Genomic DNA, 24,593 nt, shown 5'->3' with positions numbered 1-24,593 from the left:
CGTGTACAAGCTGCTGTTCAACCTGCTGTTCAAGAAGATGGACCCGGAGAAGGCCCACCACCTGGCGTTCTTCTGGATCAGGCTGGCCAGCTCGGTGCCCGGCCTGCGCTCGCTGGTGCGGGCCGTGCTCGCCCCGCGCGACCCCAAGCTGCGCACCACCGCCCTCGGCCTGGACCTGCCCGGCCCGTTCGGCCTCGGCGCGGGCTTCGACAAGAACGGCATCGGCATCGACGGCCTGTCGATGCTCGGCTTCGACTACGTCGAGATCGGCACCATCACCGGCGAGCCCCAGCCCGGCAACCCCGCGCCGCGCCTGTTCCGCCTGATCGAGGACCGCGCGCTGATCAACCGGATGGGCTTCAACAACCAGGGCTCCGCCCGGGTCGCCGCCCGCCTGGCCGGCCGCGCGCGCACCAGCAGTACCCCCGTGGTCGGCATCAACATCGGCAAGACCAAGGTCGTTCCCGAGGACCAGGCGACGCCCGACTACCTGAAGAGCGCCAAGGCGCTGGCGCCCTACGCCGACTACCTGGTCGTCAACGTCTCCTCGCCGAACACCCCCGGGCTGCGCAACCTGCAGGCCGTGCAGATCCTCGGCCCGCTGCTGTGGGACGTCCGCAAGGCCGCCGACGAGGTCACCACCCACCACGTGCCGCTGCTGGTGAAGATCGCCCCCGACCTCGCCGACGAGGACATCGACGAGATCGCCGACATGGCGCTGCACCTCGGCCTGGACGGCATCATCGCCACCAACACCACCATCGGCCGCGAAGGCTTGAAGACCCCCGCCGCGCGGATCGAGGAGATCGGCATGGGCGGCCTGTCCGGCGCCCCGCTGAAGGCCCGCTCGCTGGAGGTGCTGGAGCGGCTGCGCAAGCGCACCGAGGGCCGGCTCGCGATCATCTCGGTCGGCGGCATCGAGACCGCCGAGGACGCCTGGCAGCGCATCCTGGCCGGCGCCGACCTGGTCCAGGGCTACTCCGCGTTCATCTACGAAGGCCCGTTCTGGATGCGCAAGGTCCACAAGGGCCTGTCCGCGCGCCTGCGCGCCGCCGGCTACGCGTCCATCGGCGAGGCGGTCGGCAAGGGCATCCGCTGAGCCCGTTCCTCGAAACGGGCAGCCGACCACATTCTTGAGACTGAGGAAAGACACCGATGACTGACATCACGCCGTTCGGCACCCGCCTGCGGACCGCCCTGGACACCCGCGGCCAGCTCTGCGTCGGCATCGACCCGCACGGCTCGCTGCTCACCGCCTGGGGCCTGAACGACGACCTCGCCGGCCTGGAGAGCTTCTCGCGCACCGTGGTGGAGGCGCTGGCCGACCGGGTCGCCGTGCTGAAGCCGCAGTCGGCGTTCTTCGAGCGCTTCGGCAGCCGCGGCATCGCGGTGCTGGAGCGCACCGTCACCGAGGCCCGGGAGGCGGGCGCGCTGGTGCTGATGGACGCCAAGCGCGGCGACATCGGCTCCACCATGGCCGCCTACGCGGAGACCTTCCTGTCGCCGGACAGCCCGCTGTTCTCCGACGCGCTCACCGTCAGCCCGTACCTGGGCTTCGGTTCGCTGCAGCCGGCCGTCGACCTGGCGCACGCCAACGGCTGCGGTCTGTTCGCGCTGGCGCTGACCTCCAACCCCGAGGGCCACGAGGTGCAGCGGGCGATCGGCGCGGACGGCGAGAGCGTCGCGCAGGCCGTGCTGCGGCGGCTCGCGGCGGAGAACTCCGGTGCGGCGCCGCTGGGTTCGTTCGGTGCGGTGGTCGGCGCGACGCTCGCCGACGCGGGCGTGGACCTGGCGATCAACGGCCCGCTGCTGGCCCCCGGCGTGGGTGCGCAGGGCGCCACCGCGCAGGACCTGCCGCGGGTGTTCGGCGACCAGGTGCGCAACGTGGTGCCCAGTGTGAGCCGCGATGTGCTGAAGCACGGACCGTCGGTCGCCGCACTGCGACAGGCCGCGCAGGTGTTCGTCGATGATGTGAGGGCCGTCACAAACGCGTGACCCGGAGGTGGCCAACTCGGCTGATTTGCCCGGAAAAGTCCCGGGTCGGCCCCTGCTGACCTGGACTTTTCGTGTTCTTTTCCTGACGTGGCGGCCCAAGTTGGGTAGTGTCCGGCGGTAGGACGCCAGTTGGCGGTGGTTCCGGCCACCGTCGCAGGTCAGAGCCTGTGGCGTCCGGGCACAACCCAGTCATGGAACATCCCTTCCATCCACACCTGAGGTGAACGGCGTGGCTCTTCCGCCCCTTACTCCCGAACAGCGCACCGCCGCGCTCGCCAAGGCCGCCGAGGCTCGCCGGAAGCGTGCCGACGTCAAGAACCGGCTGAAGCACTCGGGCGCCTCGCTGCACGACGTCATCAAGGCCGGCAAGTCCGACGACGAGGTCATCGGCAAGATGAAGGTCTCCGCTCTGCTGGAGTCCCTGCCGGGTGTCGGCAAGGTCCGCGCCAAGCAGATCATGGAGCGCCTCGGCATCTCCGAGAGCCGTCGTGTGCGGGGCCTCGGTACGAACCAGATCGCGTCCCTGGAGCGGGAGTTCGGCGGCGCCGCCTCCTGAGCGGAGGCCGGTGTCGGCGGAACCTCCGCGATCCGGGATAATCGGTACATGAGTGAGCGTCCGCGGCTGACCGTGCTCTCCGGCCCCTCCGGGGTCGGCAAGAGCACGGTCGTCGCTCATATGAGGAAGCAGTTCCCCGAGGTCTGGCTGTCGGTGTCGGCGACGACCCGCCACCCGCGCCCGGGTGAGCGCGACGGAGTGCAGTACCACTTCGTCGACAACGAGCAGTTCGACAAGCTGGTCGCCAACGGCGAACTGCTGGAGTGGGCAGTGTTCGCCGGCAACCGGTACGGGACCCCCCGGCAGGCCGTCGTCGACAAGCTCGACAAGGGCGAGCCGGTGCTGCTGGAGATCGACCTCCAGGGTGCCCGGCAGGTCAAGGAGTCGATGCCCGAGGCCCAGTTGGTCTTCCTGGCCCCGCCGAGCTGGGACGAGCTGGTGCGCCGGCTCACCGGCCGCGGCACCGAGTCGCAGGCCGTCATCGACGAGCGGCTGGCAGCGGCCCGGATCGAGCTCGCCGCCGAGGCGGAGTTCGACACGACGCTTGTCAATACCTCCGTCGAGCAGGTAGCGGCCGAACTGCTAGCCTTGCTCGGTGTAGCCTGACCGGATCGGCTGCATCCAGCCAATCCATGAAAACCACTTCGGAAGGTTCAGCGTGTCCTCTTCGATGACCGCGCCCGAGGGCATCATCAACCCGCCGATCGACGAGCTGCTCGAGGCCACCGACTCCAAGTACAGCCTGGTGATCTACGCGGCCAAGCGTGCCCGCCAGATCAACGCGTACTACTCCCAGCTCGGCGAGGGCCTGCTGGAGTACGTCGGCCCGCTGGTCGACACCCACGTGCACGAGAAGCCGCTGTCGATCGCGCTCCGCGAGATCAACGCCGGCCTGCTCACCGCCGAGGCGATCGAGGGCGCCTGAGCCCCCAGCATTTCCTTCGAGGGCCCGTCCGATGCCATGGGCGTCGGGCGGGCCCTCGGCATGTGCGCGGGCGGGCCGGTGGTGTCTGGGTGGCCGGGGCGGAGTTGGTCTATGCGCAGATAATCTCCGCGTAGACAATCTCCGGCGCGTGATCACTTATGACCGGGCGCGATCACTTGCGAACAGCCGCCACCTCCCCCGGGGTGTGCGCGGGTGGGCCGGTGGTGTGCGCGGAGACACGTCGCAGCGGTCCGGCGGCGGGTCGTAAGGTGGGCTGGTTGACCCGTCGTTAGGAGAATCGACCGCCATGACCGCGCCCCGTGTCGTCCTCGGTGTCAGCGGCGGGATCGCCGCGTACAAGGCCTGCGAACTGCTGCGCCGGTTCACCGAGTCCGGGCACCAGGTGCAGGTGGTGCCGACCGCCGCCGCGCTGCACTTCGTCGGCGAGGCGACCTGGGCGGCGCTGTCCGGGCGGCCCGCCGCCACCGAGACCTGGGAGCGGGTGCACGAGGTCCCGCACGTGCGGATCGGGCAGCAGGCCGACCTGGTGGTGGTCGCCCCGGCCACCGCCGACCTGCTCGCCAAGGCCGCCCACGGCCTCGCCGACGACCTGCTCACCAACACCCTGCTGACCGCCCGCTGTCCGGTGGTGTTCGCGCCCGCCATGCACACCGAGATGTGGGAGCACCCGGCCACCCAGGAGAACGTGGCCACGCTGCGCCGCCGCGGCGCGATCGTCATCGAGCCCGCCGTGGGCCGGCTGACCGGCGTGGACACCGGCAAGGGCCGGCTGCCCGACCCGGGCGAGATCTTCGCCGCCTGCCGGCGGGTGCTGGCCCGCGGTTCGCTGGAGCAGGACCTGGCCGGCCGGCACGTGGTGGTCTCCGCCGGCGGCACCCGGGAGCCGCTGGACCCGGTGCGCTTCCTCGGCAACCGCTCGTCCGGCAAGCAGGGTTACGCGCTGGCCGCCACCGCCGCCGCCCGCGGCGCCCGGGTCACCCTGATCGCCGCGAACACCGCGCTGCCCGACCCGGCGGGGGTGGACGTGGTCCGGGCCGGCACCGCGCTGCAGCTGCGCGACGCCGTGCTGAAGGCCGCCGCCGGGGCCGACGCCGTGGTGATGGCCGCCGCGGTCGCCGACTTCCGGCCCGCCGAGTACGTCACCGGCAAGATCAAGAAGGTGGACGGGGTCGAGCCCGCGCCGATCGTGCTGGTCCGCAACCCCGACATCCTGGCCGAGATCTCCGCCGACCGGGCCCGCCCCGGACAGCTGGTGGTCGGCTTCGCCGCCGAGACCGACGACGTGCTCGCCAACGGCCGCGCCAAGCTCGCCCGCAAGGGCTGCGATCTGCTGGTGGTCAACGAGGTCGGCGACGGCAAGGCGTTCGGCCAGGACACCAACAGCGCGGTGCTGCTCGGCGCGGACGGTTCGGAGGTCCACATCGCGGATGGTCCGAAGGAGGTGCTGGCCGACGCGATCTGGGACCAGGTCGCCGTCCGGCTCGCCGACTGACTTCCGCAAAACCCCGAGCGGCCCGGGCAGTTGGGGATCGGCCCGGGGTGTTCCGGGAGTGTTTCCGCCGGTTTCAACCGAATGTGATTCACATCGCGGACATGTTCGGGGCGCACAGAGAGTGTCCGTGATCGGTAGCCGACCGTTACACTCCACAGCAGGAATCAAGTCTTTCCGGATGCCTCGGGACTTCCGAGCGCATTCAGTCAGCAGCCGCTGCAACCCCAGGGAGCGCTGTGTCTCGCCGCCTGTTCACCTCGGAGTCCGTCACCGAGGGCCACCCCGACAAGATCGCTGACCAGATCAGCGACACGATTCTGGACGCCCTCCTCAAGGACGACCCGACCTCCCGCGTCGCCGTGGAGACCCTGATCACCACCGGCCTGGTGCACATCGCCGGTGAGGTCACCACCAAGGCGTACGCGCCGATCGCCCAGCTCGTCCGCGAGAAGATCCTGGAGATCGGCTACGACTCGTCGAAGAAGGGCTTCGACGGCGCCTCCTGCGGCGTGTCGGTGTCCATCGGCTCGCAGTCCCCGGACATCGCGCAGGGCGTCGACACCGCCCACGAGCACCGGGTCGAGGGCGATGTCGAGGACGAGCTGGACCGGCAGGGCGCCGGCGACCAGGGCCTGATGTTCGGCTACGCCTGCGACGACACCCCCGAGCTGATGCCGCTGCCGATCACCCTGGCGCACCGGCTCTCCCGCCGCCTGACCGAGGTCCGCAAGAACGGGACCATCCCGTACCTGCGCCCCGACGGCAAGACCCAGGTCACCATCGAGTACGACGGCGACCGCGCCGTGCGCCTGGACACCGTCGTGGTCTCCTCGCAGCACGCCTCGGACATCGACCTGGAGTCGCTGCTCACCCCGGACATCCGCGAGTTCGTGGTCGAGCCGGAGCTCAAGGCGCTCGCCGACGAGGGCATCAAGCTCACCACCGAGGGCTACCGCCTGCTGGTCAACCCGACCGGCCGCTTCGAGATCGGCGGCCCGATGGGCGACGCCGGCCTCACCGGTCGCAAGATCATCATCGACACCTACGGCGGCATGGCCCGCCACGGTGGCGGCGCGTTCTCCGGCAAGGACCCGTCCAAGGTCGACCGCTCCGCCGCGTACGCGATGCGCTGGGTGGCGAAGAACATCGTCGCCGCCGGCCTCGCCGGCCGCGCCGAGGTGCAGGTCGCGTACGCGATCGGCAAGGCCGAGCCGGTCGGCCTGTTCGTGGAGACCTTCGGCACCGAGACCGTTCCGGTGCAGAAGATCCAGGAAGCCGTCAGCAAGGTCTTCGACCTCCGCCCGGCCGCGATCATCCGCGACCTGGACCTGCTGCGGCCGATCTACGCGCAGACCGCCGCGTACGGCCACTTCGGCCGTGAGCTGCCGGACTTCACCTGGGAGCGCACCGACCGCGTGGACGCGCTGAAGGCCGCTGTCGCCGCCTGAGCTCGCTGTTGACGCTGCCGCCCGTCGAGGGATTCTCCTCGGCGGGCGGCTTTGTCGTCATGTCGGTGCGGTCCGCTAGGTTTGGGGGCGTGAGCAGCGCGGACGGGGCCGGAGAGCAGTTGGCGTTCATCCGGGAGACAGTGCGCCGGGCGAAGCCTCGGGCCGCGCGCGGCGTCGTCCTGGCGGAGCGGAAGCCGGTGGCCCGGGTGCTGGTCGACAAGGGCGTGCTGAGCCTCGACCAGTACTTCGACTACGCGGTGCCCGAAGCGATGTCCGAGGACGCCCGGCCCGGCGTCCGGGTCCGGGTCCGCTTCGGGGGGCGGGTCGGCGCGCACGGGCGGCGCGAGGGCGGGGCGCTGCACGACGGGTTCATCGTCGAACGGCGGGACGACTCCGACTACGCGGGCCCGCTGGCGCCGCTGGCCCGGGTGCTCTCGCCCGAGGTGGTGCTGACGCCCGGGCTGCTTCGGCTGTGCCGGGCCGTCGCCGACCGGTACGCGGGCACCCTTGCCGATGTGCTGCAGCTGGCGATCCCGCCGCGGCACGCCGGGGCCGAGGGCGAGGACTCGCCGCGGCCGCTGCCGCCGCCCGGCACTCCGGCGGTGGGCAGCTGGGAGCGGTACGCGCACGGGCCGGACTTCCTGGCCTCGCTGGCGGGCGGCCACGCGCCGCGTGCGGTGTGGACGGCGCTGCCCGGCCCCGAGTGGCCGTTCGAGATCGCGCGGGCGGTGGCGGCGACGCTCGCCTCCGGGCGCGGTGCGCTGGTGGTGCTGCCCGACGGGCGCTCGGTCGCCCGGGTCGACGCCGCGCTGCGGGGCGTGCTCGGGGAGGGCCGGCACGCGGTGCTGGCCGCCGAGGCGGGCCCGCAGGAACGGTACCGGCGGTGGCTGGCCGTCAGCCGGGGCTCGGTGCACGCCGCGATCGGGACCCGCGCGGCGGTGTTCGCGCCGGTCCGTGACCTGGGGTTGGTGGTGGTGTGGTCGGACGGCGACAGCAGCCACAGCGATCCCAACGCGCCGTACCCGCACGTGCGGGAGGTGGCGCTGCTGCGGGCCGCCGAGGAGGGCGCCGCGATGCTGCTCGGCGGCGTCTCGATGACCGTCGAGGCCGCGCAGCTGCTGCGCAGTGGGTGGGCGCGGCCGTTGGCCGCTCCGCGCGAGGTCGTCCGGCAGGTCGCGCCGCGGGTGCGGACGGTGACCGAGCACGACCAGGGCCGGGACGCGGCGGCGCAGGCCGCGCGGCTGCCCTCGGTGGCGTGGGAGACGGCGCGCGAGGCGCTTTCGCGCGGTCCGGTGCTGATTCAGGTCCCGCGGCGGGGTTACGCGCCCCGGCTGGCGTGCGGGCGCTGCCGCGAGCCGGTGCGGTGTCGTGCGTGCGGGGGGCCGCTGGAGTCTCCGGCGGCGGACGCGGCGCTGGTGTGCGCGTGGTGCGGGACGGAGGAGCACGACTGGCACTGCCTGGAGTGCGGGTCGTTCCGGCTGCGGGCGCAGGTGGTGGGCGTGCGGCGGACGGCGGAGGAGCTCGGGAAGGCGTTCCCGCGGGTGCCGGTGCGGACGTCCGGGCGGGACGCGATCCTTGCTTCCGTCCCTTCGTCCCCGGCGCTGGTGATTTCGACGCCGGGCGCGGAGCCGGTGGCGGAGGGGCCCGGTTACGCGGCGGCGCTGCTGCTGGACGGGTGGGCGCTGCTGAACCGGCCCGACCTGCGGGCCGGCGAGGAGACGGTGCGGCGGTGGCTGACGGCCGCCTCGCTGGTCCGTCCGGCCGGGGACGGCGGGACGGTGGTGGTGGTCGCCGAGGCGGCCGCGAGGCCCGTGCAGGCGCTGGTGCGATGGGATCCCGCCGGGCACGCCGGGGTGGAACTCGACGAGCGGGAGGAACTCCGGTTCCCGCCGGTGTCCCGGATGGCCGCGGTGACGGGACCCCCACAGGCCGTGGAGGACCTGCTGGGGTTGGTGCGGCTGCCCGAGGGCGCGGACGTGCTCGGGCCGGTGCCGGTGTACGGCGGGCCCAAGGGCGAGACCGCCGAGCGGGCGCTGGTGCGGGTCGCGCCCGGGCAGGGCGCCGCGCTGGCTTCGGCACTGAAGGCGGCGCAGATCGCCCGGCTGGCGCTGCGAGGGGCGGAGACGGTGCGGATTCGGGTGGACCCGACAGACATCGGTTGAGTCGGGTCCGTGGCTCGCGGGGTGTCGACGTCAGCTCGCGAAGCCGCCCTTGGGCTGGATGATCTCCAGGTTGGTGCCGTCCGGGTCGTTGAAGTAGGCGACCTTGGTGCCCAGCGCCGACTCCGGGGTGACCTCGCCGGCCAGGAAGGTGTAGTCGTCGCCGAGGAAGCCGTACCCCGCCTCCTTCATCCGGCCGAGGACGGCGTCGAAGTCGTCGACCCGGAAGCACAGGTGCATCGAGCCCGGGCGGTTGGCCGCGCCGTTGGTGCGGTAGCCGATCGGCTGCTGGAACTCGATCAGGTCGATGCCGAGGCTGTTGTCCAGGTTGATGGTGGCGTAGCGGAGCTTCGCCGACGGCAGGCCCTGGGAGAGGCCGAACGGGACGCTGTGCATGGTCTCGTCGGCGACGACCGGCTCCCGGCCGGTCAGGGCGCGGTAGAACTCGATCGAGGTGTCCAGGTCGGAGACGGAGATGCCGACATGGGCGGCACGGGTCAGGTTCATCGGGGTATTGGCCACGGCCATGGGATCGATCCCTCTCGTCGGCGCAGGATGGCGTGCGAGATCGATTCTTGGACGGGAGGGGGAGGGGGACCACCGGGGTGGGGGGAATGGGTACGAAATTTTTGGGCGCGGGAGAGCTGGGCGACAAGCGCAAGCCGGTCCGTGAGGTCGCGAGCACGTGCCAGTCATTGTCGTGCGTCGCGATCTTGCCGGCGGGTGCGTTCCCCTTCGCGCAGTTCCCCGCGCCGCTGCTTCCTTACCGGGTGCGTTGGGGCAACAAGGGGCTGGCCTGGCGGGCCTGGGGGATCGGGGGGCGGGGGGTGGGGGGTGCCGGGGGCGCCGGCTCGGTTTCGCGGGGGGCGGGGAGGAGTTCGGTGGTGGGGCGGCGGACGCCGTAGCGGCGGTGGACGGCCTGCTTGGTGACGCCGAGGGCGGAGCCGACGGAGTCCCAGGAGAAGCCGAGGGCGCGGTCGAACTCGACGGCGGCGGCGACCAGGGTTTCGACGCTTTCGCGCAGTTCCTGGGCGAGCCGGACGGTGGGGGCGGGGGCCCGGCCGTAGACCACGAAGCCGGCGGAGGTGCTGGGGCGGCGCGGGCGGTAGACGTTGCCCAGCTGGGCGGTGAGCGTGCGGAGGGCGTCGACCTGGCGACGGACCCGTTCGATGTCCCGCACCAGCAGGTGAAGGGACGCCCTGGCCCGGGCGTCGTGGTTGATCTGCTCGGCCATGGCCTGGTTGCCACCTCTCGGTCGGGTCGCGTGCTCGGGGCGCTCGCGCGTCCCGGTCAATTCGCATTGACCAACGCACGTCGGGTCGTTGGGTCACGCCCGGAGTGCGAGTCGGGATTTGTCGGTGACCGCTCCGAACAGGTGACGGGGATTGCATAGACTTCCCGGTAGGTCGTCGTTCACATCCCGTTCCGGGTGCAGAGGGAGTCGCAGTCTTGGCAGTTCAGCCGATCCGGATCTTCGGTGACCCCGTGCTGCGGTCTGCCGCGAAGCCGGTGGTCACCTTCGACAAGGAGCTGCGGAGGCTGGTGAAGGACCTCACGGACACCATGCTGGAGGCGCCGGGCGCGGGCCTCGCGGCGCCGCAACTGGGCGTCTCGTTGCGGGTGTTCACGTACAACGTGGACGGTGTGGTGGGGCATCTGATCAACCCCGACCTGTCGTTGACCGAGGAGGAGCAGGACGGCCCCGAGGGCTGCCTGTCGCTGCCCGGGCTGCGGTTCGACACCAAGCGGGCGTTCGGCGTGGTGGCGAAGGGCTTCAACATGTACGGGGACCCGGTGACGGTGGAGGGCACCGAGCTGCTGTCGCGGTGCATCCAGCACGAGACCGACCACCTGGACGGGATCATCTTCATCGACCGGCTGGACCGGGAGACCCGGAAGGCGGCGATGAAGGCGATCCGGGAGGCGGACTGGGGCGGGGCTCCGGCGCCGACGGTGAAGATCTCGCCGCATTCCACGTTCGGCGTCATTCGCTGACGGGTTCGGCGCCGAGCGCCCGTTGGTGCCCCGCGTTTCGACGGATTTCCACGTGTTTCGACGTGTTTCGACGGGATTGCGGGATTGTCGCAGGGGTCGATGAGTCGAAGGCCCGATGAGCCGGAGGCCCGATCAAGTGACGATCATTTTCCGGCAATCCGATGTTCTGACCAGTGGGACTTCCTGCTGGTCGGTGTGACTTCAAGAAAGGCCCATGCCCGTGCGTCTCGTCTTCGCCGGCACCCCCGAGGTAGCCGTTCCCGCCCTGGACGCCCTGCTGGCCTCCCGGCACGAGGTGGTCGCCGTGGTGACCCGCCCCGACGCGCCGGCCGGGCGCGGGCGCAAGCTGGTGGCCAGCCCCGTCGCGCAGCGCGCCGAGGAGGCGGGCATCGAGGTGCTCAAGCCGGCCCGTCCCAGTGAGCCGGAGTTCATGGCCCGGCTGGCCGAGATCGCCCCCGACTGCTGCCCGGTGGTCGCGTACGGCGCGCTGATCCGTCCCGGCGCGCTGGAGATCCCGGTGCACGGCTGGGTGAACCTGCACTTCTCGCTGCTGCCCGCGTGGCGCGGCGCGGCCCCCGTCCAGCACTCGATCATGGCGGGCGACGAGGTGACCGGCGCGTCCACCTTCCGGATCCAGGAGGGCCTGGACGACGGCCCCGTGTTCGGCGTCCTGACCGAGACGGTCAAGCCCACCGACACCAGCGGCGACCTGCTCGGCCGGCTCGCGCAGCCGGGCGCGGACCTGCTGGTGCGCACCATGGACGCGATCGAGGACGGCCAGGCCCGCCCCGAGCCGCAGCCCGTGGACGGGGTGTCGCTGGCGCCGAAGATCACCGTCGAGGACGCCCGGATCGAGTGGACCCACCCCGCGCTGCGGGTCGACCGGGTGGTGCGCGGCTGCGCGCCCGCGCCCGGCGCGTGGACCACGTTCCGTGGCGAGCGGCTCAAGGTGACCGGCCCCGTGCGGCTGCTGCCCGGTGAAGTCGGCCTGGCGGCAGGGGAGTTGGCCGTCAGCAAGAACAGCGTGCGGGTCGGTACCGGCAGCCACGAGGTGGAGCTCGGCGAGGTCCGCCCGCAGGGCAAGAAGGCGATGCCGGCCGCCGACTGGGCGCGCGGCGCGCGGATCGAGTCCGGCGAGCGCTTCGAGGGCTGACGCCGGTTGATGTCCGGTTCGGCCGGGTCGCGCCCTAGACTTCGGGGTGAGGCCCGGCCGCGCTGCCGGGTCGGACCTGATCCGCAGCACTTTGTTTCGAGGCACCCGTTGAGCACCCCCGCCGGCGCCAAGCGCGCCCCCCGTCCGCACCGCCGCCCCAAGAAGGACCCGGCCCGGATCGTCGCGTTCCGCGCGCTGCGCGCCGTCGACGAGCGCGACGCGTACGCCAACCTGATCCTGCCGTCGCTGCTCCGCGAGGCCGAGCGCAAGGGCATGGAGCGCCGCGACGCCGCGCTCGCCACTGAGCTGGTCTACGGCACGCTGCGCGGCCAGGGCACCTACGACGCGATCATCGCCGCCTGCGTGGACCGCCCGCTGCGCGAGGTCGACCCGCCGGTGCTGGACGTCCTCTCGCTCGGCGCGCACCAGCTGCTCGGCACCCGCATCCCCAGCCACGCCGCCGTCTCCGCGACCGTCGAACTCGCCCGCGTGGTGCTGGGCGACGGCCGCGCCAAGTTCGTCAACGCCGTGCTGCGCAAGATCAGTGCACAGGACCTGGAAGGCTGGGTCGCCCAGGTCGCCCCGCCGTACGAGGACGACGCCGAGGACCACCTCGCCGTCGTGCACTCGCACCCGCGCTGGGTGGTCTCCTCGCTGTGGGACGCGCTCGGCCGCTGGCAGCCCGAGGACGCCGGCCGCGCCGCGATGGAGCGCCTGCTGGAGGCAGACAACGCCCGCCCCGAGGTGACGCTGGTCGCCCGCCCCGGCCGCTCCGACGTCGCAGAACTGCGCGAGGCGCTGCCGGAGGCCGAGGACGGCCGCTGGTCCCCGTACGCGCTGCGGCTCGCCGAGGGCGGCGACCCCGCCGGGCTGGACGCCGTCCGCGAGAACCGGGCCGGCGTGCAGGACGAGGGCAGCCAGCTGGTCGCGCTCGCACTCGCCAACGCCCCCGTGGACGGCCCCGACCGGCTCTGGCTGGACGGCTGCGCCGGCCCCGGCGGCAAGGCCGCGCTGCTCGGTGCGATCGCCGCTTCGCGCGGGGCGGCCCTGGTCGCCTCCGAGAAGCAGCCGCACCGCGCCCGGCTGGTGGCGCGTGCGTTGAACGGGAATCCCGGGCCGTATGCGGTCATCACGGCGGACGGTACGCAAGGGGCTTGGCAGGAAGGGGCGTTCGACCGGGTGCTGGTGGACGTGCCGTGCTCGGGCCTTGGTGCGCTGCGACGTCGGCCGGAGGCGCGGTGGCGTCGTCGGCCGGAGGACATTGCCGGATTCGGGCCGCTGCAGCGGGAGTTGCTGCGGAACGCGCTGGACGCGGCGCGGGTCGGCGGCGTGGTCGGCTACGCGACGTGCTCGCCGCACCTGGCCGAGACGCGCGCCGTGGTGGACGACGTGCTGCGCGGCCGCGAGGACGTGGAGTGGGTCGACGCCCGGCCGCTGCTGCCGGGCGTGCCGGAGCTGGGGGACGGGCCGGACGTTCAGCTGTGGCCGCACCTGCATGGGACGGACGCGATGTATCTGGCGTTGCTGCGGCGGACTGCCTGAGGGGCGGGGCTGCGCGAGCGCTCACCGGTCCGTGAGGTCGCGCGCACGTGCAAGTGATTGTCGTGCGTCGCGATCTTGCGGTGGGGTGCGTTCCCCTTCGCGCAGTTCCGCCCCCTCGCTTCGCTGGGGGTACCCCCAGCGCCCCTAGCCCTCGATCAGGGCCGTGAGGAGGCGTTGGAGGCCGCGTTCGAAGGTGGCGTCGGTGTCGGGTGGGGTGGCGCTCTCGGCGAGGGTGGCGGCGAGGTGGGGGTACTGGCCGGTGGCGGTGGCGGTCTGGAGGTAGCGGACCAGGTCGGTGAGCCAGCGGTGGCCGGCGGCGGTGGAGCGGTGTTGCCAGTCGGTGAATTGGCAGACGTAGCCGGTCAGTTGGGAGAAGGCTTCCATTTTGGCGGTGCCGTCGAGGGGCGTTCCGGCGAGTGCGGCGAGGTGGTACTCGGTGACGCGGAGGCCGTTCGGGCCGAGGCCGGGGCGGTGGGCGATCAGGGTGGTGGCCCAGGTGTGCCGGGTGAGGACGGTGCGCAACTGGTGGGCGAGCAGGGTGAGATCGGTTCGCCAGTCGCCGGTGGGGTGTTCAGGTAGGTCGTATTCGGCGGCGAGCACGTCGACCATCAGGTCGAAGAGGTGCTCCTTTTTCGGCACGTAGTTGTACAACGACATGGTGCCGGCGCCGAGTTCGGCGGCGATCCGGCGCATCGTCACCGCGTCCAGGCCCTCGCGGTCGGCGAGGTCGACCGCTGCCCGGGCGATCGAAGTCCGGCTGTGTGCCGGGCGGGGCCCGCGGCCGGAGTGTTCCGGGCGCAGCCAGATCAGCTCGGGTTCCTCGCCGGACGACATTGTTGGATCACCTCGGCGGTCAGTCTACGCAAGTGACGGACGTATTCCGCTGCGGGCGTGGGCGGCGGCGGCCTACCGTGGTGCCCGCCGAAGTGGCAGGACGTGAGAAGGGGTTGGGCATGGACATTCCGCTGGTGGATGCGGTGGCGGCGGTGCGGGACGAGTTGTTGGCGGCGGCCCGGGTCGGGGGCGAGCACCCGGATCTGGTGTTCGCGGTGGGGCCGGTGGAGATGGAGTTCGAGGTCGAACTGCGGGCCGACACCAAGGCGAAGGGCGGGTTCAAGATTTTCGCGGTCGGCGCGGAGGTCGAGGCGGGCGCTTCGCGCGGCCGGACGCACCGGGTCTCGTTCACGCTGACCCCGCGCGCCGCGAACGGTGGTGACCTGCTGGTGCACGGCGACCCGACCCGTCCGTCGGGTCCGGGTGAGACCTCGGACCGCATCCCGGAGTAACGGGCCGTCGGGCAGGGCTGCGTTCGCCGGTCCCGTCCGGGGCCGGCGGCACACGGCGGGCGAGGGGAGGGGCCGGGTGGATCGGTGACGGGTGGTGGGGGTGGACGCGCCGGCCGGGCGGGCGTCCGGCTGTGCGATCGGCGGGCGGCTGGTGCTGACGTCGGCGCACGCGGTGGCGGGGCCGTCGGGTGGGGGCGCGGCGGCCGTCGGGGTGCGGGTGCGGGTGTTCCGGCCGGGGGAGGCGGGGACGTTCGGGGCGGTCGTGGTGTGGTGCGGCCGGGACGACGCGGCGCTGCTGCGGGTGGACGACGGCCCGGGCTGGGCCGAGCCGCAGCCGGTGCGCTGGGGGCGGCTGGTCACCGACCGGACCGGGGTGGACTGCCAGGCGTGGGGCCTGCCGGAGCACGCGCAGCGCGAGGGCTGGGCGGCGCAGGTGGAGCAGTCGTCCGGGTGGCTGAACCCGGGCAGCGGGTACGTCGCCGACCGGTACGTGATGACGGTGCGCGGGAGTGCGCCGGGCTGGGACCGGCCGGTGCCGGTGTGGGGCGGGATGTCGGGCGGCGCGGTGTTCTGCGGGCCGCTGCTGACCGGCGTGGTGACGGCCGAGCGCGCGTACACCGGCAACGGTCGGCTGGTGCTGTCGCCCGCGTAGGCGCTGCACCGCGATCCGGCGTTCGGGGCCGCGCTGGCCGCCCACGGCCTCCTGGTCGCCGGTCTGGAGGCCGTGGAACTGCACGAACTGGCGCACCAGGCGGCCCTTCCCGAGCGGTACGGCGCGCCGGCGCGTTCGCCTGCGGCGCTGCTGGACGCCACCCGCCGGATCGTCCCGCTCCACGGCCGGGACGCTCTGCTGGGGCAGCTGCGGAACTGGTCCGAACCGGCCGGGTTCGGCGGGCTCGGCGGGAAGCGGGCCGGGTTCGGCGGGCTCGGCGGGAAGCGGTACAGCAACCCTCTCACCCGGCATGACCGCACTGGCGGACCTGCTGGACGCCGCCCGCCCGGGCACGTACCGGGGCGGCGCGCAGCGGGTCGGGGCCCGTCGCCATCGGGGACTCGGTGAGGGGCGCCGGCCGAGGATGCCGTTGCTCCGCCCGTAGTCGGGATCGTCGCGCGCGCCCCACCGGCGTCGGCGCGGACGCCGCCCGAGGACTGCCCGGTCCAACTCGCCGTCACTGTCTGGCATCCGCCGGTGTGTCCGCCGACCCGAAGGCTTTACTCCGTACGTCGTACCCAGTAATCTCCTGCGCAGCAACACTACGTACGTTGTACCTAGAAAGGGCCTGCCATGAGCGACCCGGTCATTGCCGTTCGCGGCCTGGGCAAGACCTTCGGCGCCACACGCGCGCTGGACGGACTCGAACTCGATGTCCCGGAAGGGGCGGTGTGCGGTCTGCTCGGGCCCAACGGGGCGGGGAAGACCACGTTGGTGCGGATCCTGGCCACTCTGGTGCGGCCGGATCGGGGGGAGGCCCGGGTGTGCGGGCACGAGGTGCGGCGGGAGGCTGCGGCGGTGCGGCGGGTGATCGGGCTGGCCGGGCAGTATGCGGCGGTCGAGGAGGGGATCACCGGCCGGGAGAACCTCGAACTGCTGGGCAGGCTGCACCACTTGGGAGCGGCGAAGGCCCGGGCGCGGGCGGCGGAGCTGCTCACGGAGTTTGCACTGGAGGAGGCCGCCGATCGGCTGGTGCGCGGCTATTCGGGCGGGATGCGCCGCCGGCTGGACCTGGCGGCGAGCCTGATCACCCGGCCGCGGGTGCTGTTCCTGGACGAGCCGACCACCGGGCTCGACCCGCGTAGCCGACGGGAAATCTGGTCTGCGGTACGGGAGTTGGCCGCACAGGGCTCCACCGTCCTGCTGACCACCCAGTACCTGGACGAGGCGGACCGGCTGGCCGACCGGATCACCGTGCTGGACCGCGGGCGGGCCGTCGCCGACGACACCCCGCAGCGGCTCAAGGCCGCGATCGGCACCCTGGTCGAACTCACCCTGCCCGAGGGCGCCGACCTGGAACGGGCCCGCGCCGTGCTGGCCGTGCTCACCGGTGGCGCACCGGAGGTGGACGCGGCGCAGTACCGCGTCAGTGCCGTCTCCGACCCGGCCCGGCCGCTCGTCCTGCCTTACCTGGTACGGGAGTTGGATGCCGCGGGGGTGGTCGCGCGGGACGTCGCGCTGCGCACCCCCTCGCTGGACGACGTGTTCCTCGCGCTGACCGGCGCGGGCGCCGTGACGGAGACGGAGACGGCCGCATGAGTGCGCTGACGATGCCCGTGGACGCCGCTGCGTCCGCCCGGCGGATCCTGCTGATCTACCGGCACTCGCCCGGTCTGCTGCTGTCCTCGCTGATGGTGCCGGTCGCGATGGTCGGGGTGTTCGGGTACGTGTTCGGCAGTGCGATGAACGTGCCGGGCGGCGGTTACCGCGAGTACCTGATGCCCGGCCTGTTCGCGATGGTCGCGGTGAACGCCGTGATGCCCGCCATGGTCGGCGGCGCGCGGGACGCCGGACGGGGCGTCACCGACCGGCTGCGGTCGATGTCGGTGTCCCGGCTCGGCCTGCTCACCGGGCAGGCGCTGGCCGACCTGCTGGTGGCCGCCGTCGTCCTGGTGCCGACCGCGCTGGTCGGCCTGGCCGCCGGCTGGCGGATCCGGCACGGACTGGGCCCGGCGCTCGGCGCGTTCGGCCTGCTGCTGCTGTTCCGGTTCGCCTGCGGCTGGCTGGGCACCGCGCTCGGCCTGGCCGTCGGCAAGGAGGAGACGGCCGGTCAACTCGCCGTCCTCGCCATCCCGTTGTCGATGTTGACCAGCGCGTTCGTGCCCACCGGCGGGATGCCCGGCTGGCTGGCCGCGATCGCCGAGTGGAACCCGGTCAGCTCCGTGGTGGAGGCCGGCCGGCAACTGTTCGGCAACCCGTCCGCGCCCGGCGACGCCTGGCCCGCGCAGCACCCGGTGGCCGCCGCGCTCGGCTGGTGCGCGCTGCTGCTGGCGCTCGCGGTGCCGCTCGCCGTGCGGAACTTCGCCCGCGCCGGACGCTGAGGATGCGTCAATCCTGGTAAGGGCGTTGCGCACTGGACAACCGGGCCGGGGCGGCAGAGGGTTGGGGTCATGGAGTACACCCACCTCGGCCGCACCGGCCTGTCCGTCTCCCCGCTGTGCCTCGGCACCATGAACTTCGGCGTGCACACCGAAGAGGCCGACGCGCACCGGATCATGGACGCCGCGCACGGGCACGGCATCAACTTCTTCGACACCGCCAACGTCTACGGCTGGGGCGAGAACAAGGGCCTCACCGAGACGATCATCGGCAACTGGTTCGCCAAGGGCGGCGGCCGGCGCGAGAAGACCGTGATCGCCACCAAGCTCTACGGCGACATGGGCGACTGGCCCAACGAAGGCCGGCTCTCCGCGCTCAACATCCGCCGCGCCGTGGACGCCAGCCTGCGCCGCCTGCAGACCGACCACATCGACCTGTACCAGATGCACCACATCGACCGGGCCACCCCCTGGGACGAGATCTGGCAGGCGATGGAGGTGCTCACCCTCCAGGGCAAGATCATCTACGTCGGTTCCTCCAACTTCGCCGGCTGGCACCTCGCCCAGGCCCAAGAGGCCGCCCGGGCCCGGCACTTCCTCGGCCTGACGAGTGAGCAGTCGCTGTACAACCTGATCGAGCGCAGCGTCGAACTGGAGGTCGTCCCCGCCGCCCAGCACTACGGCCTCGGCCTGATCGCCTGGTCGCCGCTGCACGGCGGCCTGCTCGGCGGCGTGCTGCGCAAGGAACGCGAGGGCGTGCGCCGCACCCAGGGCCGGGCCGTCGACACCCTCAACGAGCGGCGCGAGCAGATCCAGGCGTACGAGGACCTGTGCGACGAACTCGGCCACCGGCCCGGCGACATCGCGCTCGCCTGGCTGCACAGCCGCCCCGCCGTCACCGCGCCGATCATCGGCCCCCGCACCGAGGAGCAACTGACCGCCGCCGTACGCTCGTTGGACGTCGAGCTGGACGCCAAGACGCTGGAGCGGCTGGACGAGATCTTCCCCGGCCACCGCACCGCCCCCGAGCACTACGCCTGGTGATCCTGGGCCCCCGGGGCGGTTCTGCGCTCCCGGGGGTCAGTACCAGACCGTGCAGCCGCGCCGTTCGAGCCGCTCCACCAGTCGCGGGTCCGGTGCGGACGGTGTCCACCGCAGGTCGAGCTTCTCCAGGGCGGGCAGCTCGGCCAGCCAGTCGGGAAGCGGCCCCAACGGGTTGCCGCGCAGGTCGAGTTCGCGCAGCAGCGGCAGGGCGGCGAGGGCGCGGGGGAGGCTGGTCAGGGCATTGCCGCGCAGTTCGAGGCAGCGCAGTTGGAGGAGTGAGGCGAGCGAATCCGGGAGCGTGGTAAGGGAGTTGGCCTCCAGGCGTAGCTCGCGGAGTCGGGAGAGTGCGCCGAGGGTCTCCGGGAGCTTGGTCAACTGGCATCGCTGCGCCCGGAGTTCGATGAGCTCGGCCAAGTCGCCGATGGCGTCCGGGAGTTCGGTGAGCGGGTTGTCGCCGACGTTCAGGTAGCGCAGGCGGTGGAGCCGGCCGAGAGTGGCCGGCAGCCGGGTGAGCCGGTTGTCGTGCAGATAGAGGAACCCGTGCAGGCCGGTGAGGTCGCCGAGCCGCTCGGGGACGGCGGTGAACGCGTTGTGGCCCAGGTCGAGGGTGCGCAGCGCGGTGAACTCGCCGATGGTGTCCGGGAGTTCGGTCAGAGCGTTCTCGGCGAGGATCAGCACCTCGGCGTCGGTGCGCTGCCACACGTGGTCCGGCACGGCGGTGAGCCCCGCCCGCCACAGGCTGACGACGGGCCCGGTCACAGCGCCTTCTCGAACCGGCGCCGGGGGCCCGAGTTCGAGGTTCGGTGGGGCTTCGTTCACTGCCGGCTCCGTCCGGTGGGGAGCAACGATCATCGCACGGCGAGGAGTTGGGCGGGCGGTGACTCGGCTGGGTGCGGGTGAGCAGGTGCGGGGTGCCGCTGTTCGGGTGGTGGAGGGGTTCTGAGGTGTCGCGGGCGAGGGTGCGCCGGATCGGGATGAAAGTACGTCAGGATGACCGGGTGAAGCCGATCATCCATGCCGTGCCCTACTACTCCCAGTGGGAGTCGCCCGAACTCGTGCCCGACATCCTCGACGGCACACTGCGGGCCGCCGACGACCCGCTGTGGGAACGCTCGGGTGCGGCCGACGAGGGCGAGTACGAGTACTGGTCCTGGCGGCTGTGCGGAATGGCCTGCCTGCGGATGGTCCTCGACCACTGGTGGGGCGTCGCCCCCGCGTCCGTGCGGCTGGCCGAGGAGTGCGAACTGGCCGGCGCGTACATCCGGCACCCCGACGGGCGGCTCGACGGGCTGATCCACTCGCCCTTCGCCGACTACGTCCGCACCCGCTGGGGCCTGGACGCGCAGGCGATCAGCCCGCTGCCCGTCGACCGGCTGCCGGAGGAACTCGCCCGGGGCGTCCTCCCGATGATCTCCGTCCACCCCGCCATCCGGACCCTCGCCCCCGAGGTCCCCCGCCCCGGCGGCCACCTGGTGCTGGCCGTCGGCGCCGACGACGACGCGCTGTACATCCACAACCCGTCCGGCTTCCCCGACGAATCCCAGCGCGCCGCCCGGGTGCCCTGGGCCGACTTCGACCGGTTCTACGCGGGCCGCGGCGTTCTGCTCGGGCCGCCGCCGTACTGACACTCGAACGGCGGCGGCCCGAGACGGGTGGTCAGGAGGCGTTCGGCAGGCCGATCGGGGTGGTCGGCGGCAGGTCGGCGCGACACGCGGTGGAGATCGGGCGGAGCGCGTCGGCGAGTTCGTCGAGCTCGGTGCGGTGGAAGTGCGCCCAGACCCGGGACGCGGCCAGGTCGGTGGCGGCCTCCAGCGCGAGGTGGCGGCGGCGGCCCTCGGTGGTCAGCGAACCGTCCGCCGCCAGCCACTGACGTCCGATCAGGCGCTCCGTCGCCTCGTCCCACTCGGCGTCCGTCCAACCGCGGTGCGGCTGCATGGTCTCCCGGCGGGTGTCCAGCGCGCAGCGCACCACCAGCGCCTCGCAGCCGTCCAGCCCCTCGGCGACCAGCGCCGCCACGTGTCCGTCGCCGCGGTGCTCGCGCAGCACCGTGGTGGCCTGCCACAGCCGGGCCAGCCGCCCGTCCTGTGCCGGGAGCGCGGCGTTCGCGGCGGCCAGCACCCGCCCCGCGCAGTCCAGGCCCTCGACGGCACGCTCCAGCAGCTCCACCGAACGGTCGATCAGATCCGGCTTCACCTCCGCCAGCACCCGCCCGAGCGCACCGGTCGCACCCTCCACCCGGGCCTCCAGCGCCCGCTCGGGCGTCGCCCGCCCCCAGATCTCCGGCAGCGCCCGCTCCACCATCTGCGGCGCGAAGTTGAAAAACGCGGCCACCACCGGCGCCGCCTCCACCGCACCGAGCGGCGCCGACCGCCCACCGAAGTATCCGCGCCAGTACCCCCGCAGCCCCGCCGCCTCGTACGCGGCGCGGGCCTCCGGCGAGAAGTACGTGAGCGCGTGAACGGGTTCGAACAGCCACCACAGGGCACGTGCGGGGTGGACGACCTGGGTCATCGGACGCCTTTCGGTGAGGGTCGAGCTGTGCGGGTCCAGCTGCTTCGTGAGCCTGCCAGAGCGGGTCGGCGGCGGGAAGGGCATGTGTTGCCGCCGTGTGAACTTCTGTGTGCCGCGGCCGGGTTGCCTGGGTGCCGGGGCGTCGGTGTTCGGTCGGGTCAGTGGTCCGCCGGTGTTCGGTCGGGGCGGGGCGCCGGTGTTCGGTCGGGTCAGTGGTTCGCCGGTGGCATCGCGAGCGGGTTGACCGGCATCCGATCGCGACAGATCGCCGCGATCGGCTTCAAGTCGGCTTTCAGGCGGTCGAGTTCGTCCTGCGGCATGCTCTCCCAGACGCGGCCGGCGGCGAGGTCGGTGGCGGCCTCGATGGACCGGTGCTGGATGCGGCCGAGCTCGGTGACCGTCCCCTGCGCCGTCAGCCAGCCCCGTTCGACCAGTCGCGCCGCTGCCGCCTCCCACTCGGTGTCCGTCCACCCGCGCATCGGCTGGAGCACCTCGCGGCTGGCGTCCAGCGCGCAGTGCAGCACCGGGGCCTCGCAGCCGTCCAGCCCCGCCGCGACCAGTGCCGCCACATGGCTGTCGCCGCGGTGCTCGCGCAGCACGGTCGCGGCCTGCCACAGTCGCCCGTAGACGTTCGTCGGCCGGGGGAGTGCGGCGTTGGCGGCTGCCAACACCCGGCCCGCACAGTCGAGTTGGGCCACCGCCTCGTCCAGCGCGGTCGCCGCCGCGTCGATCTGTTCCGGTTTCACCGGCTCCAGCAGCCGGGCCAGCACCGCCTCCGAGCTCTGGAGCCGGGCGGCCAGCGCCTGTTCGGGGCTCGTGTGCGTCCACACGTCCGGTACGGCCTGCTCGACCATCGTCGGGGAGAAGCTGAAGAACGCGGCGATCACCTGTGGCGCGTCCACCGCACCCAACGGGGCCGCGCGGCCGGCGAAGTAGCCGCGCCAACTGCCGTCCAGCCCCACCGCCTCGAAGGCCGCGCGGCTCTCGGGCTGGAGGAAGGTGACGGCGTACACCGGCTCGTAGAGCCGCCACAGTGCGCGGGCTGGGTGGGCGGCGGCGGTAGCGGACATGGGGGAGGCCTTCCTCGGGCTCTGTCGGATTGATGGGTATTGATGGGTATTGACGGGTGGGGTGGGGCTGGGGGTTGGTACAGGGGGCTGATGGCCGCAGTGGCCGCCACGGTAACCTCGGCCGGGGTGTGATGACGGTCACCCGGGGGTTGCGGTGTGCGGTTGCGGGTGACGGGGCGCGGGATGATGGGGCCGAAGTACCCGTTTCCCGCGGCGTTCCAGCCCCCGCACGAAGGTGGTCGATCATGGCCCAGATCAGCCCCAGCATCCTGTCCGCGGACTTTGCCCGCCTCGCCGAGGAAGCCGAGGCGGTGCGCGGCGCGGACTGGCTGCACGTCGACGTGATGGACAACCACTTCGTCCCCAACCTCACGCTGGGCGTGCCGATCGTCGAATCCCTGGCCCGGGCCACCGACATCCCGCTCGACTGCCACCTGATGATCGAACAACCCGACCGCTGGGCCCCGCAGTACGTGGAGGCCGGCGCCGGCTCCGTCACCTTCCATGTGGAAGCCGCCGCCGCACCCGTCCGCCTCGCCCGCGAGATCCGCGCCAAGGGCGCCCGGGCCTCGATGGCGCTCAAGCCCGCCACCCCGATCGAGCCCTACGAGGACCTGCTCCCCGAACTCGACATGCTGCTGATCATGACGGTGGAACCCGGCTTCGGCGGCCAGGCCTTCCTCGACATCATGCTGCCCAAGATCCGCCGCACCCGGCAGCTCATCGACAAGCACGGCCTCGACCTGTGGCTCCAGGTGGACGGCGGCGTCGCCCCCGCCACCATCGAGGCCTGCGCGGAGGCGGGCGCGGACGTCTTCGTCGCGGGCTCGGCGGTGTACGGCGCGGCGGACCCGGCCGCCGCCATCAGCGCCCTGCGGGCCCAGGCCGAGACGGCGACGGCGGCGGCCGGGTGGGGCTGCCGGCACTGACGGTGCTGACGGTACGGACGGCACGGACGGCACGGACGGTACTGACGGCACGGACGGTACTGACGGCACTGCCGGCATGGCACGGGCTGAGGGGCGGGCGGGCCTGCTGGCGTTGGCCGTTGGGGTCGGACGGCGACGGTGATGGGTGGGTCGGCCTGCCGATGCTCGGTGTTCGGGCCGGTGGGCCGGGGCCGGGGTCGGGGCCGGGGCCGAGACGGCGGACCCGGTCGCGGAGACCGGCGCAGGCGTCCGTGACTGGCGCCTGCGCCACGCGAGTTCCGGCGGTGGTTGCCGGGGCGGTCAACGCAGCATCCACCACGCACAGCTTTCCGGCTCGCGACCTGTCCGCGCATCGCAGGCGCAGCGCACTGCCGGCACTCGCCCCGCTGCGGCCCGATCCCGTGAAACCGGACCGTGGTTGTCCGGCGTCCCGTGATGCGGCGTCCGGTCAATTGGCGGGTGTCAGGTCGATGGTGGGGCGGGGGCAAGGGTGCGGGTGGCGGCGGAAGTTGACGGGGTGACGGCGGTGCCGAGTTTGGGGCGGCGGCGGTTGTTGGGGGCGCTGGCTGTTGCGGTGGTCGGGGCGGGTGCGGTTGGTGGGGGGATGGTCGAGGATGTGCTGCCCGGGGGTGCCCGGGTTCGGCGGGCGCTCGGGATGACCGGGCGGGACGGGGTGGTGCCCGGGGTCGCGGGTGGGCGGGTGCGCAGCGAGAGCGAGGTTTCGCGGGCCCGGGGCCGCGAGGTGCGGATCGTCGTGATGGACCCGCCGGGGGCGGACCAGGCCGATCTGCCGGTCTGTTTGGCGTTGCACGGGCACGGGAGCGGTGCGGCGTCGTTCGTCGATCTCGGGGTGCCGCAGTTCCTGGCGGCTGCGGTCGCGGCCGGTGTCCCACCGTTCCGGGTGGTGGCGGTGGACGGTGGCGACAGTTACTGGCATGCGCGCAGTCCCGGCGACGATCCGATGGCGATGCTCACCGGGGAGTTGCCCGGCTGGTTGGCGAGCCGTCAACTACATGAGCCCACACGGGTGTTGGGGATATCGATGGGTGGTTCCGGCGCGCTCCAGTACGCGCGCGCCCGTCGGGGCGGGTTGTCGGCGGTCGCGCTGCTCGGCCCGGCGCTGTTCCGGGGTTGGGGCGACGCCCGGACCGTCGGCGCGTACCGGGACGAGGCCGACTGGCAGGAGCACGAGCCGTTGCAGCACCTCGGTGAGCTCGGCGAAGTCGACCGGACCGGGGTCTGGTGCGGCACCGAGGACCCGTTCTGCCCCGCCGCCCGCAAGCTCACCGGCGTGCGGGGCGTCCAGGCGCACTTCCCGCGCGGCGAGCACACCGATGGGTTCTGGCGACGCGTCATGCCGGACGCGATGGCGCTGCTCGGGGCCCGCTGACGAGTCGCTGCGGAGGGCGGCGGGGACGGCGGCCGATACTGGCCGCC

25 protein-coding genes are annotated in these 24,593 nt (G+C 72.7%); 19 read left to right on the top strand and 6 right to left on the bottom strand.

From position 1 onward, the window contains the following. The first annotated feature begins 1 nt into the window (after position 1). The 8 genes from ACGFWJ_RS33610 (at position 2) to ACGFWJ_RS33575 (ending at position 8,599) form a co-directional block, all read left to right on the top strand. On the top strand, positions 2–1,099 hold the full coding sequence (locus ACGFWJ_RS33610) for a quinone-dependent dihydroorotate dehydrogenase (protein WP_387642884.1): 1,098 nt from the start codon (positions 2–4) through the stop codon (positions 1,097–1,099). A 56-nt stretch (positions 1,100–1,155) separates the two neighbouring features. Then, a complete protein-coding gene (gene pyrF, locus ACGFWJ_RS33605; RefSeq protein WP_392956249.1) occupies positions 1,156–1,995 on the top strand; it encodes an orotidine-5'-phosphate decarboxylase in 840 nt (279 codons plus the stop codon). 229 nt (positions 1,996–2,224) lie between these two features. Then, positions 2,225–2,551 carry an integration host factor, actinobacterial type gene (mihF, locus tag ACGFWJ_RS33600; protein ID WP_030459182.1) on the top strand — a complete coding sequence of 109 codons (327 nt, stop codon included), beginning with the start codon at positions 2,225–2,227 and terminating at the stop codon, positions 2,549–2,551. A gap of 48 nt (positions 2,552–2,599) precedes the next feature. Then, positions 2,600–3,157, top strand: a complete 558-nt coding sequence (gene gmk / locus ACGFWJ_RS33595; protein ID WP_387642882.1) for a guanylate kinase — start codon at positions 2,600–2,602, stop codon at positions 3,155–3,157. A 52-nt stretch (positions 3,158–3,209) separates the two neighbouring features. Then, positions 3,210–3,476 carry a DNA-directed RNA polymerase subunit omega gene (gene rpoZ / locus ACGFWJ_RS33590; RefSeq protein WP_100835243.1) on the top strand — a complete coding sequence of 89 codons (267 nt, stop codon included), beginning with the start codon at positions 3,210–3,212 and terminating at the stop codon, positions 3,474–3,476. A 307-nt stretch (positions 3,477–3,783) separates the two neighbouring features. Beyond that, a complete protein-coding gene (gene coaBC / locus ACGFWJ_RS33585; RefSeq protein WP_392956244.1) occupies positions 3,784–4,989 on the top strand; it encodes a bifunctional phosphopantothenoylcysteine decarboxylase/phosphopantothenate--cysteine ligase CoaBC in 1,206 nt (401 codons plus the stop codon). Between the two features lie 236 nt (positions 4,990–5,225). Beyond that, a complete protein-coding gene (metK, locus tag ACGFWJ_RS33580) occupies positions 5,226–6,437 on the top strand; it encodes a methionine adenosyltransferase (protein ID WP_387642880.1) in 1,212 nt (403 codons plus the stop codon). 59 nt (positions 6,438–6,496) lie between these two features. Next, positions 6,497–8,599 carry a primosomal protein N' gene (locus ACGFWJ_RS33575; protein WP_392956323.1) on the top strand — a complete coding sequence of 701 codons (2,103 nt, stop codon included), beginning with the start codon at positions 6,497–6,499 and terminating at the stop codon, positions 8,597–8,599. Positions 8,600–8,629: 30 nt separating this feature from the next. Here ACGFWJ_RS33575 and ACGFWJ_RS33570 read toward each other — a convergent pair whose 3' ends face one another. Both ACGFWJ_RS33570 and ACGFWJ_RS33565 read right to left on the bottom strand, forming a co-directional pair. Next, positions 8,630–9,124, bottom strand: a complete 495-nt coding sequence (locus tag ACGFWJ_RS33570) for a VOC family protein (protein WP_387861649.1) — start codon at positions 9,122–9,124, stop codon at positions 8,630–8,632. Between the two features lie 235 nt (positions 9,125–9,359). Further along, a complete protein-coding gene (locus ACGFWJ_RS33565; RefSeq protein WP_392956241.1) occupies positions 9,360–9,830 on the bottom strand; it encodes a hypothetical protein in 471 nt (156 codons plus the stop codon). Between the two features lie 215 nt (positions 9,831–10,045). Here ACGFWJ_RS33565 and def point away from each other — a divergent pair, with 215 nt between their 5' ends. The 3 genes from def (at position 10,046) to ACGFWJ_RS33550 (ending at position 13,286) form a co-directional block, all read left to right on the top strand. After that, positions 10,046–10,591: a peptide deformylase gene (gene def / locus ACGFWJ_RS33560; protein ID WP_387642877.1), complete on the top strand. Its 546-nt coding sequence runs from the start codon at positions 10,046–10,048 to the stop codon at positions 10,589–10,591. 220 nt (positions 10,592–10,811) lie between these two features. Continuing rightward, positions 10,812–11,744 carry a methionyl-tRNA formyltransferase gene (gene fmt, locus ACGFWJ_RS33555; protein ID WP_392956320.1) on the top strand — a complete coding sequence of 311 codons (933 nt, stop codon included), beginning with the start codon at positions 10,812–10,814 and terminating at the stop codon, positions 11,742–11,744. A 108-nt stretch (positions 11,745–11,852) separates the two neighbouring features. Then, positions 11,853–13,286, top strand: a complete 1,434-nt coding sequence (locus ACGFWJ_RS33550; RefSeq protein WP_392956238.1) for an RsmB/NOP family class I SAM-dependent RNA methyltransferase — start codon at positions 11,853–11,855, stop codon at positions 13,284–13,286. A 144-nt stretch (positions 13,287–13,430) separates the two neighbouring features. Here the strand turns inward: ACGFWJ_RS33550 and ACGFWJ_RS33545 are convergent, their stop codons facing one another. Then, positions 13,431–14,120 carry a TetR/AcrR family transcriptional regulator gene (locus ACGFWJ_RS33545; protein WP_392956236.1) on the bottom strand — a complete coding sequence of 230 codons (690 nt, stop codon included), beginning with the start codon at positions 14,118–14,120 and terminating at the stop codon, positions 13,431–13,433. 119 nt (positions 14,121–14,239) lie between these two features. Between ACGFWJ_RS33545 and ACGFWJ_RS33540 the strand changes: the two genes are divergently transcribed. From ACGFWJ_RS33540 to ACGFWJ_RS33520, 5 genes are all read left to right on the top strand, one after another. Then, on the top strand, positions 14,240–14,572 hold the full coding sequence (locus ACGFWJ_RS33540) for a trypco2 family protein (protein WP_392956234.1): 333 nt from the start codon (positions 14,240–14,242) through the stop codon (positions 14,570–14,572). Positions 14,573–14,663: 91 nt separating this feature from the next. After that, positions 14,664–15,224: a trypsin-like peptidase domain-containing protein gene (locus tag ACGFWJ_RS33535; RefSeq protein ID WP_392956232.1), complete on the top strand. Its 561-nt coding sequence runs from the start codon at positions 14,664–14,666 to the stop codon at positions 15,222–15,224. A 633-nt stretch (positions 15,225–15,857) separates the two neighbouring features. Beyond that, on the top strand, positions 15,858–16,823 hold the full coding sequence (locus ACGFWJ_RS33530) for an ATP-binding cassette domain-containing protein (RefSeq protein ID WP_392956229.1): 966 nt from the start codon (positions 15,858–15,860) through the stop codon (positions 16,821–16,823). Continuing rightward, the gene (locus ACGFWJ_RS33525; RefSeq protein WP_392956226.1) at positions 16,820–17,605 is read left to right on the top strand and encodes an ABC transporter permease; all 786 of its coding nucleotides are present in this window, start codon (positions 16,820–16,822) and stop codon (positions 17,603–17,605) included. Before ACGFWJ_RS33530 ends, ACGFWJ_RS33525 begins: the two co-directional genes overlap by 4 nt. A gap of 69 nt (positions 17,606–17,674) precedes the next feature. Beyond that, on the top strand, positions 17,675–18,646 hold the full coding sequence (locus ACGFWJ_RS33520; RefSeq protein WP_392956224.1) for an aldo/keto reductase: 972 nt from the start codon (positions 17,675–17,677) through the stop codon (positions 18,644–18,646). Between the two features lie 36 nt (positions 18,647–18,682). Here the strand turns inward: ACGFWJ_RS33520 and ACGFWJ_RS33515 are convergent, their stop codons facing one another. Next, the gene (locus ACGFWJ_RS33515) at positions 18,683–19,405 is read right to left on the bottom strand and encodes a leucine-rich repeat domain-containing protein (protein WP_392956222.1); all 723 of its coding nucleotides are present in this window, start codon (positions 19,403–19,405) and stop codon (positions 18,683–18,685) included. A gap of 215 nt (positions 19,406–19,620) precedes the next feature. On the opposite strand from ACGFWJ_RS33515, the gene ACGFWJ_RS33510 reads away from it, so the two are divergent. Continuing rightward, entirely contained in the window at positions 19,621–20,271 is a 651-nt protein-coding gene (locus ACGFWJ_RS33510) for a C39 family peptidase (RefSeq protein WP_392956219.1), read from the top strand. Positions 20,272–20,302: 31 nt separating this feature from the next. Here ACGFWJ_RS33510 and ACGFWJ_RS33505 read toward each other — a convergent pair whose 3' ends face one another. Then, on the bottom strand, positions 20,303–21,157 hold the full coding sequence (locus tag ACGFWJ_RS33505; RefSeq protein WP_387642866.1) for a hypothetical protein: 855 nt from the start codon (positions 21,155–21,157) through the stop codon (positions 20,303–20,305). Positions 21,158–21,366: 209 nt separating this feature from the next. Beyond that, complete coding sequence (locus tag ACGFWJ_RS33500; protein WP_392956217.1) at positions 21,367–22,227, bottom strand: hypothetical protein; 861 nt, start codon at positions 22,225–22,227, stop codon at positions 21,367–21,369. A 242-nt stretch (positions 22,228–22,469) separates the two neighbouring features. On the opposite strand from ACGFWJ_RS33500, the gene rpe reads away from it, so the two are divergent. Both rpe and ACGFWJ_RS33490 read left to right on the top strand, forming a co-directional pair. Then, complete coding sequence (gene rpe, locus ACGFWJ_RS33495; protein ID WP_387861936.1) at positions 22,470–23,156, top strand: ribulose-phosphate 3-epimerase; 687 nt, start codon at positions 22,470–22,472, stop codon at positions 23,154–23,156. A 604-nt stretch (positions 23,157–23,760) separates the two neighbouring features. Continuing rightward, the gene (locus ACGFWJ_RS33490; RefSeq protein WP_392956214.1) at positions 23,761–24,546 is read left to right on the top strand and encodes an alpha/beta hydrolase; all 786 of its coding nucleotides are present in this window, start codon (positions 23,761–23,763) and stop codon (positions 24,544–24,546) included. The last annotated feature ends 47 nt before the right edge of the window (positions 24,547–24,593 follow it).

Origin of the sequence: Kitasatospora sp. NPDC048407 (assembly GCF_043200475.1) — a bacterium.
GTDB lineage: Bacteria > Actinomycetota > Actinomycetes > Streptomycetales > Streptomycetaceae > Kitasatospora.
Note: the sequence above shows the minus strand (reverse complement) of the source record. Positions and strands in the feature narration are given on the sequence as shown.

Bases quoted from the DNA above. Each gene is read 5' to 3' on its own strand.
- ACGFWJ_RS33540 (WP_392956234.1), top strand. From the start codon at position 14,240: ATGGACATTCCGCTGGTGGATGCGGTGGCGGCGGTGCGGGACGAGTTG.
- ACGFWJ_RS33565 (WP_392956241.1), bottom strand. From the start codon at position 9,830: ATGGCCGAGCAGATCAACCACGACGCCCGGGCCAGGGCGTCCCTTCAC.
- ACGFWJ_RS33505 (WP_387642866.1), bottom strand. From the start codon at position 21,157: ATGACCCAGGTCGTCCACCCCGCACGTGCCCTGTGGTGGCTGTTCGAA.
- ACGFWJ_RS33530 (WP_392956229.1), top strand. From the start codon at position 15,858: ATGAGCGACCCGGTCATTGCCGTTCGCGGCCTGGGCAAGACCTTCGGC.
- ACGFWJ_RS33570 (WP_387861649.1), bottom strand. From the start codon at position 9,124: ATGGCCGTGGCCAATACCCCGATGAACCTGACCCGTGCCGCCCATGTC.
- ACGFWJ_RS33520 (WP_392956224.1), top strand. From the start codon at position 17,675: ATGGAGTACACCCACCTCGGCCGCACCGGCCTGTCCGTCTCCCCGCTG.
- ACGFWJ_RS33490 (WP_392956214.1), top strand. From the start codon at position 23,761: ATGGTCGAGGATGTGCTGCCCGGGGGTGCCCGGGTTCGGCGGGCGCTC.
- ACGFWJ_RS33545 (WP_392956236.1), bottom strand. From the start codon at position 14,120: ATGTCGTCCGGCGAGGAACCCGAGCTGATCTGGCTGCGCCCGGAACAC.
- ACGFWJ_RS33510 (WP_392956219.1), top strand. From the start codon at position 19,621: ATGAAAGTACGTCAGGATGACCGGGTGAAGCCGATCATCCATGCCGTG.
- gmk (WP_387642882.1), top strand. From the start codon at position 2,600: ATGAGTGAGCGTCCGCGGCTGACCGTGCTCTCCGGCCCCTCCGGGGTC.
- ACGFWJ_RS33500 (WP_392956217.1), bottom strand. From the start codon at position 22,227: ATGTCCGCTACCGCCGCCGCCCACCCAGCCCGCGCACTGTGGCGGCTC.
- ACGFWJ_RS33575 (WP_392956323.1), top strand. From the start codon at position 6,497: ATGTCGGTGCGGTCCGCTAGGTTTGGGGGCGTGAGCAGCGCGGACGGG.
- pyrF (WP_392956249.1), top strand. From the start codon at position 1,156: ATGACTGACATCACGCCGTTCGGCACCCGCCTGCGGACCGCCCTGGAC.
- coaBC (WP_392956244.1), top strand. From the start codon at position 3,784: ATGACCGCGCCCCGTGTCGTCCTCGGTGTCAGCGGCGGGATCGCCGCG.
- ACGFWJ_RS33525 (WP_392956226.1), top strand. From the start codon at position 16,820: ATGAGTGCGCTGACGATGCCCGTGGACGCCGCTGCGTCCGCCCGGCGG.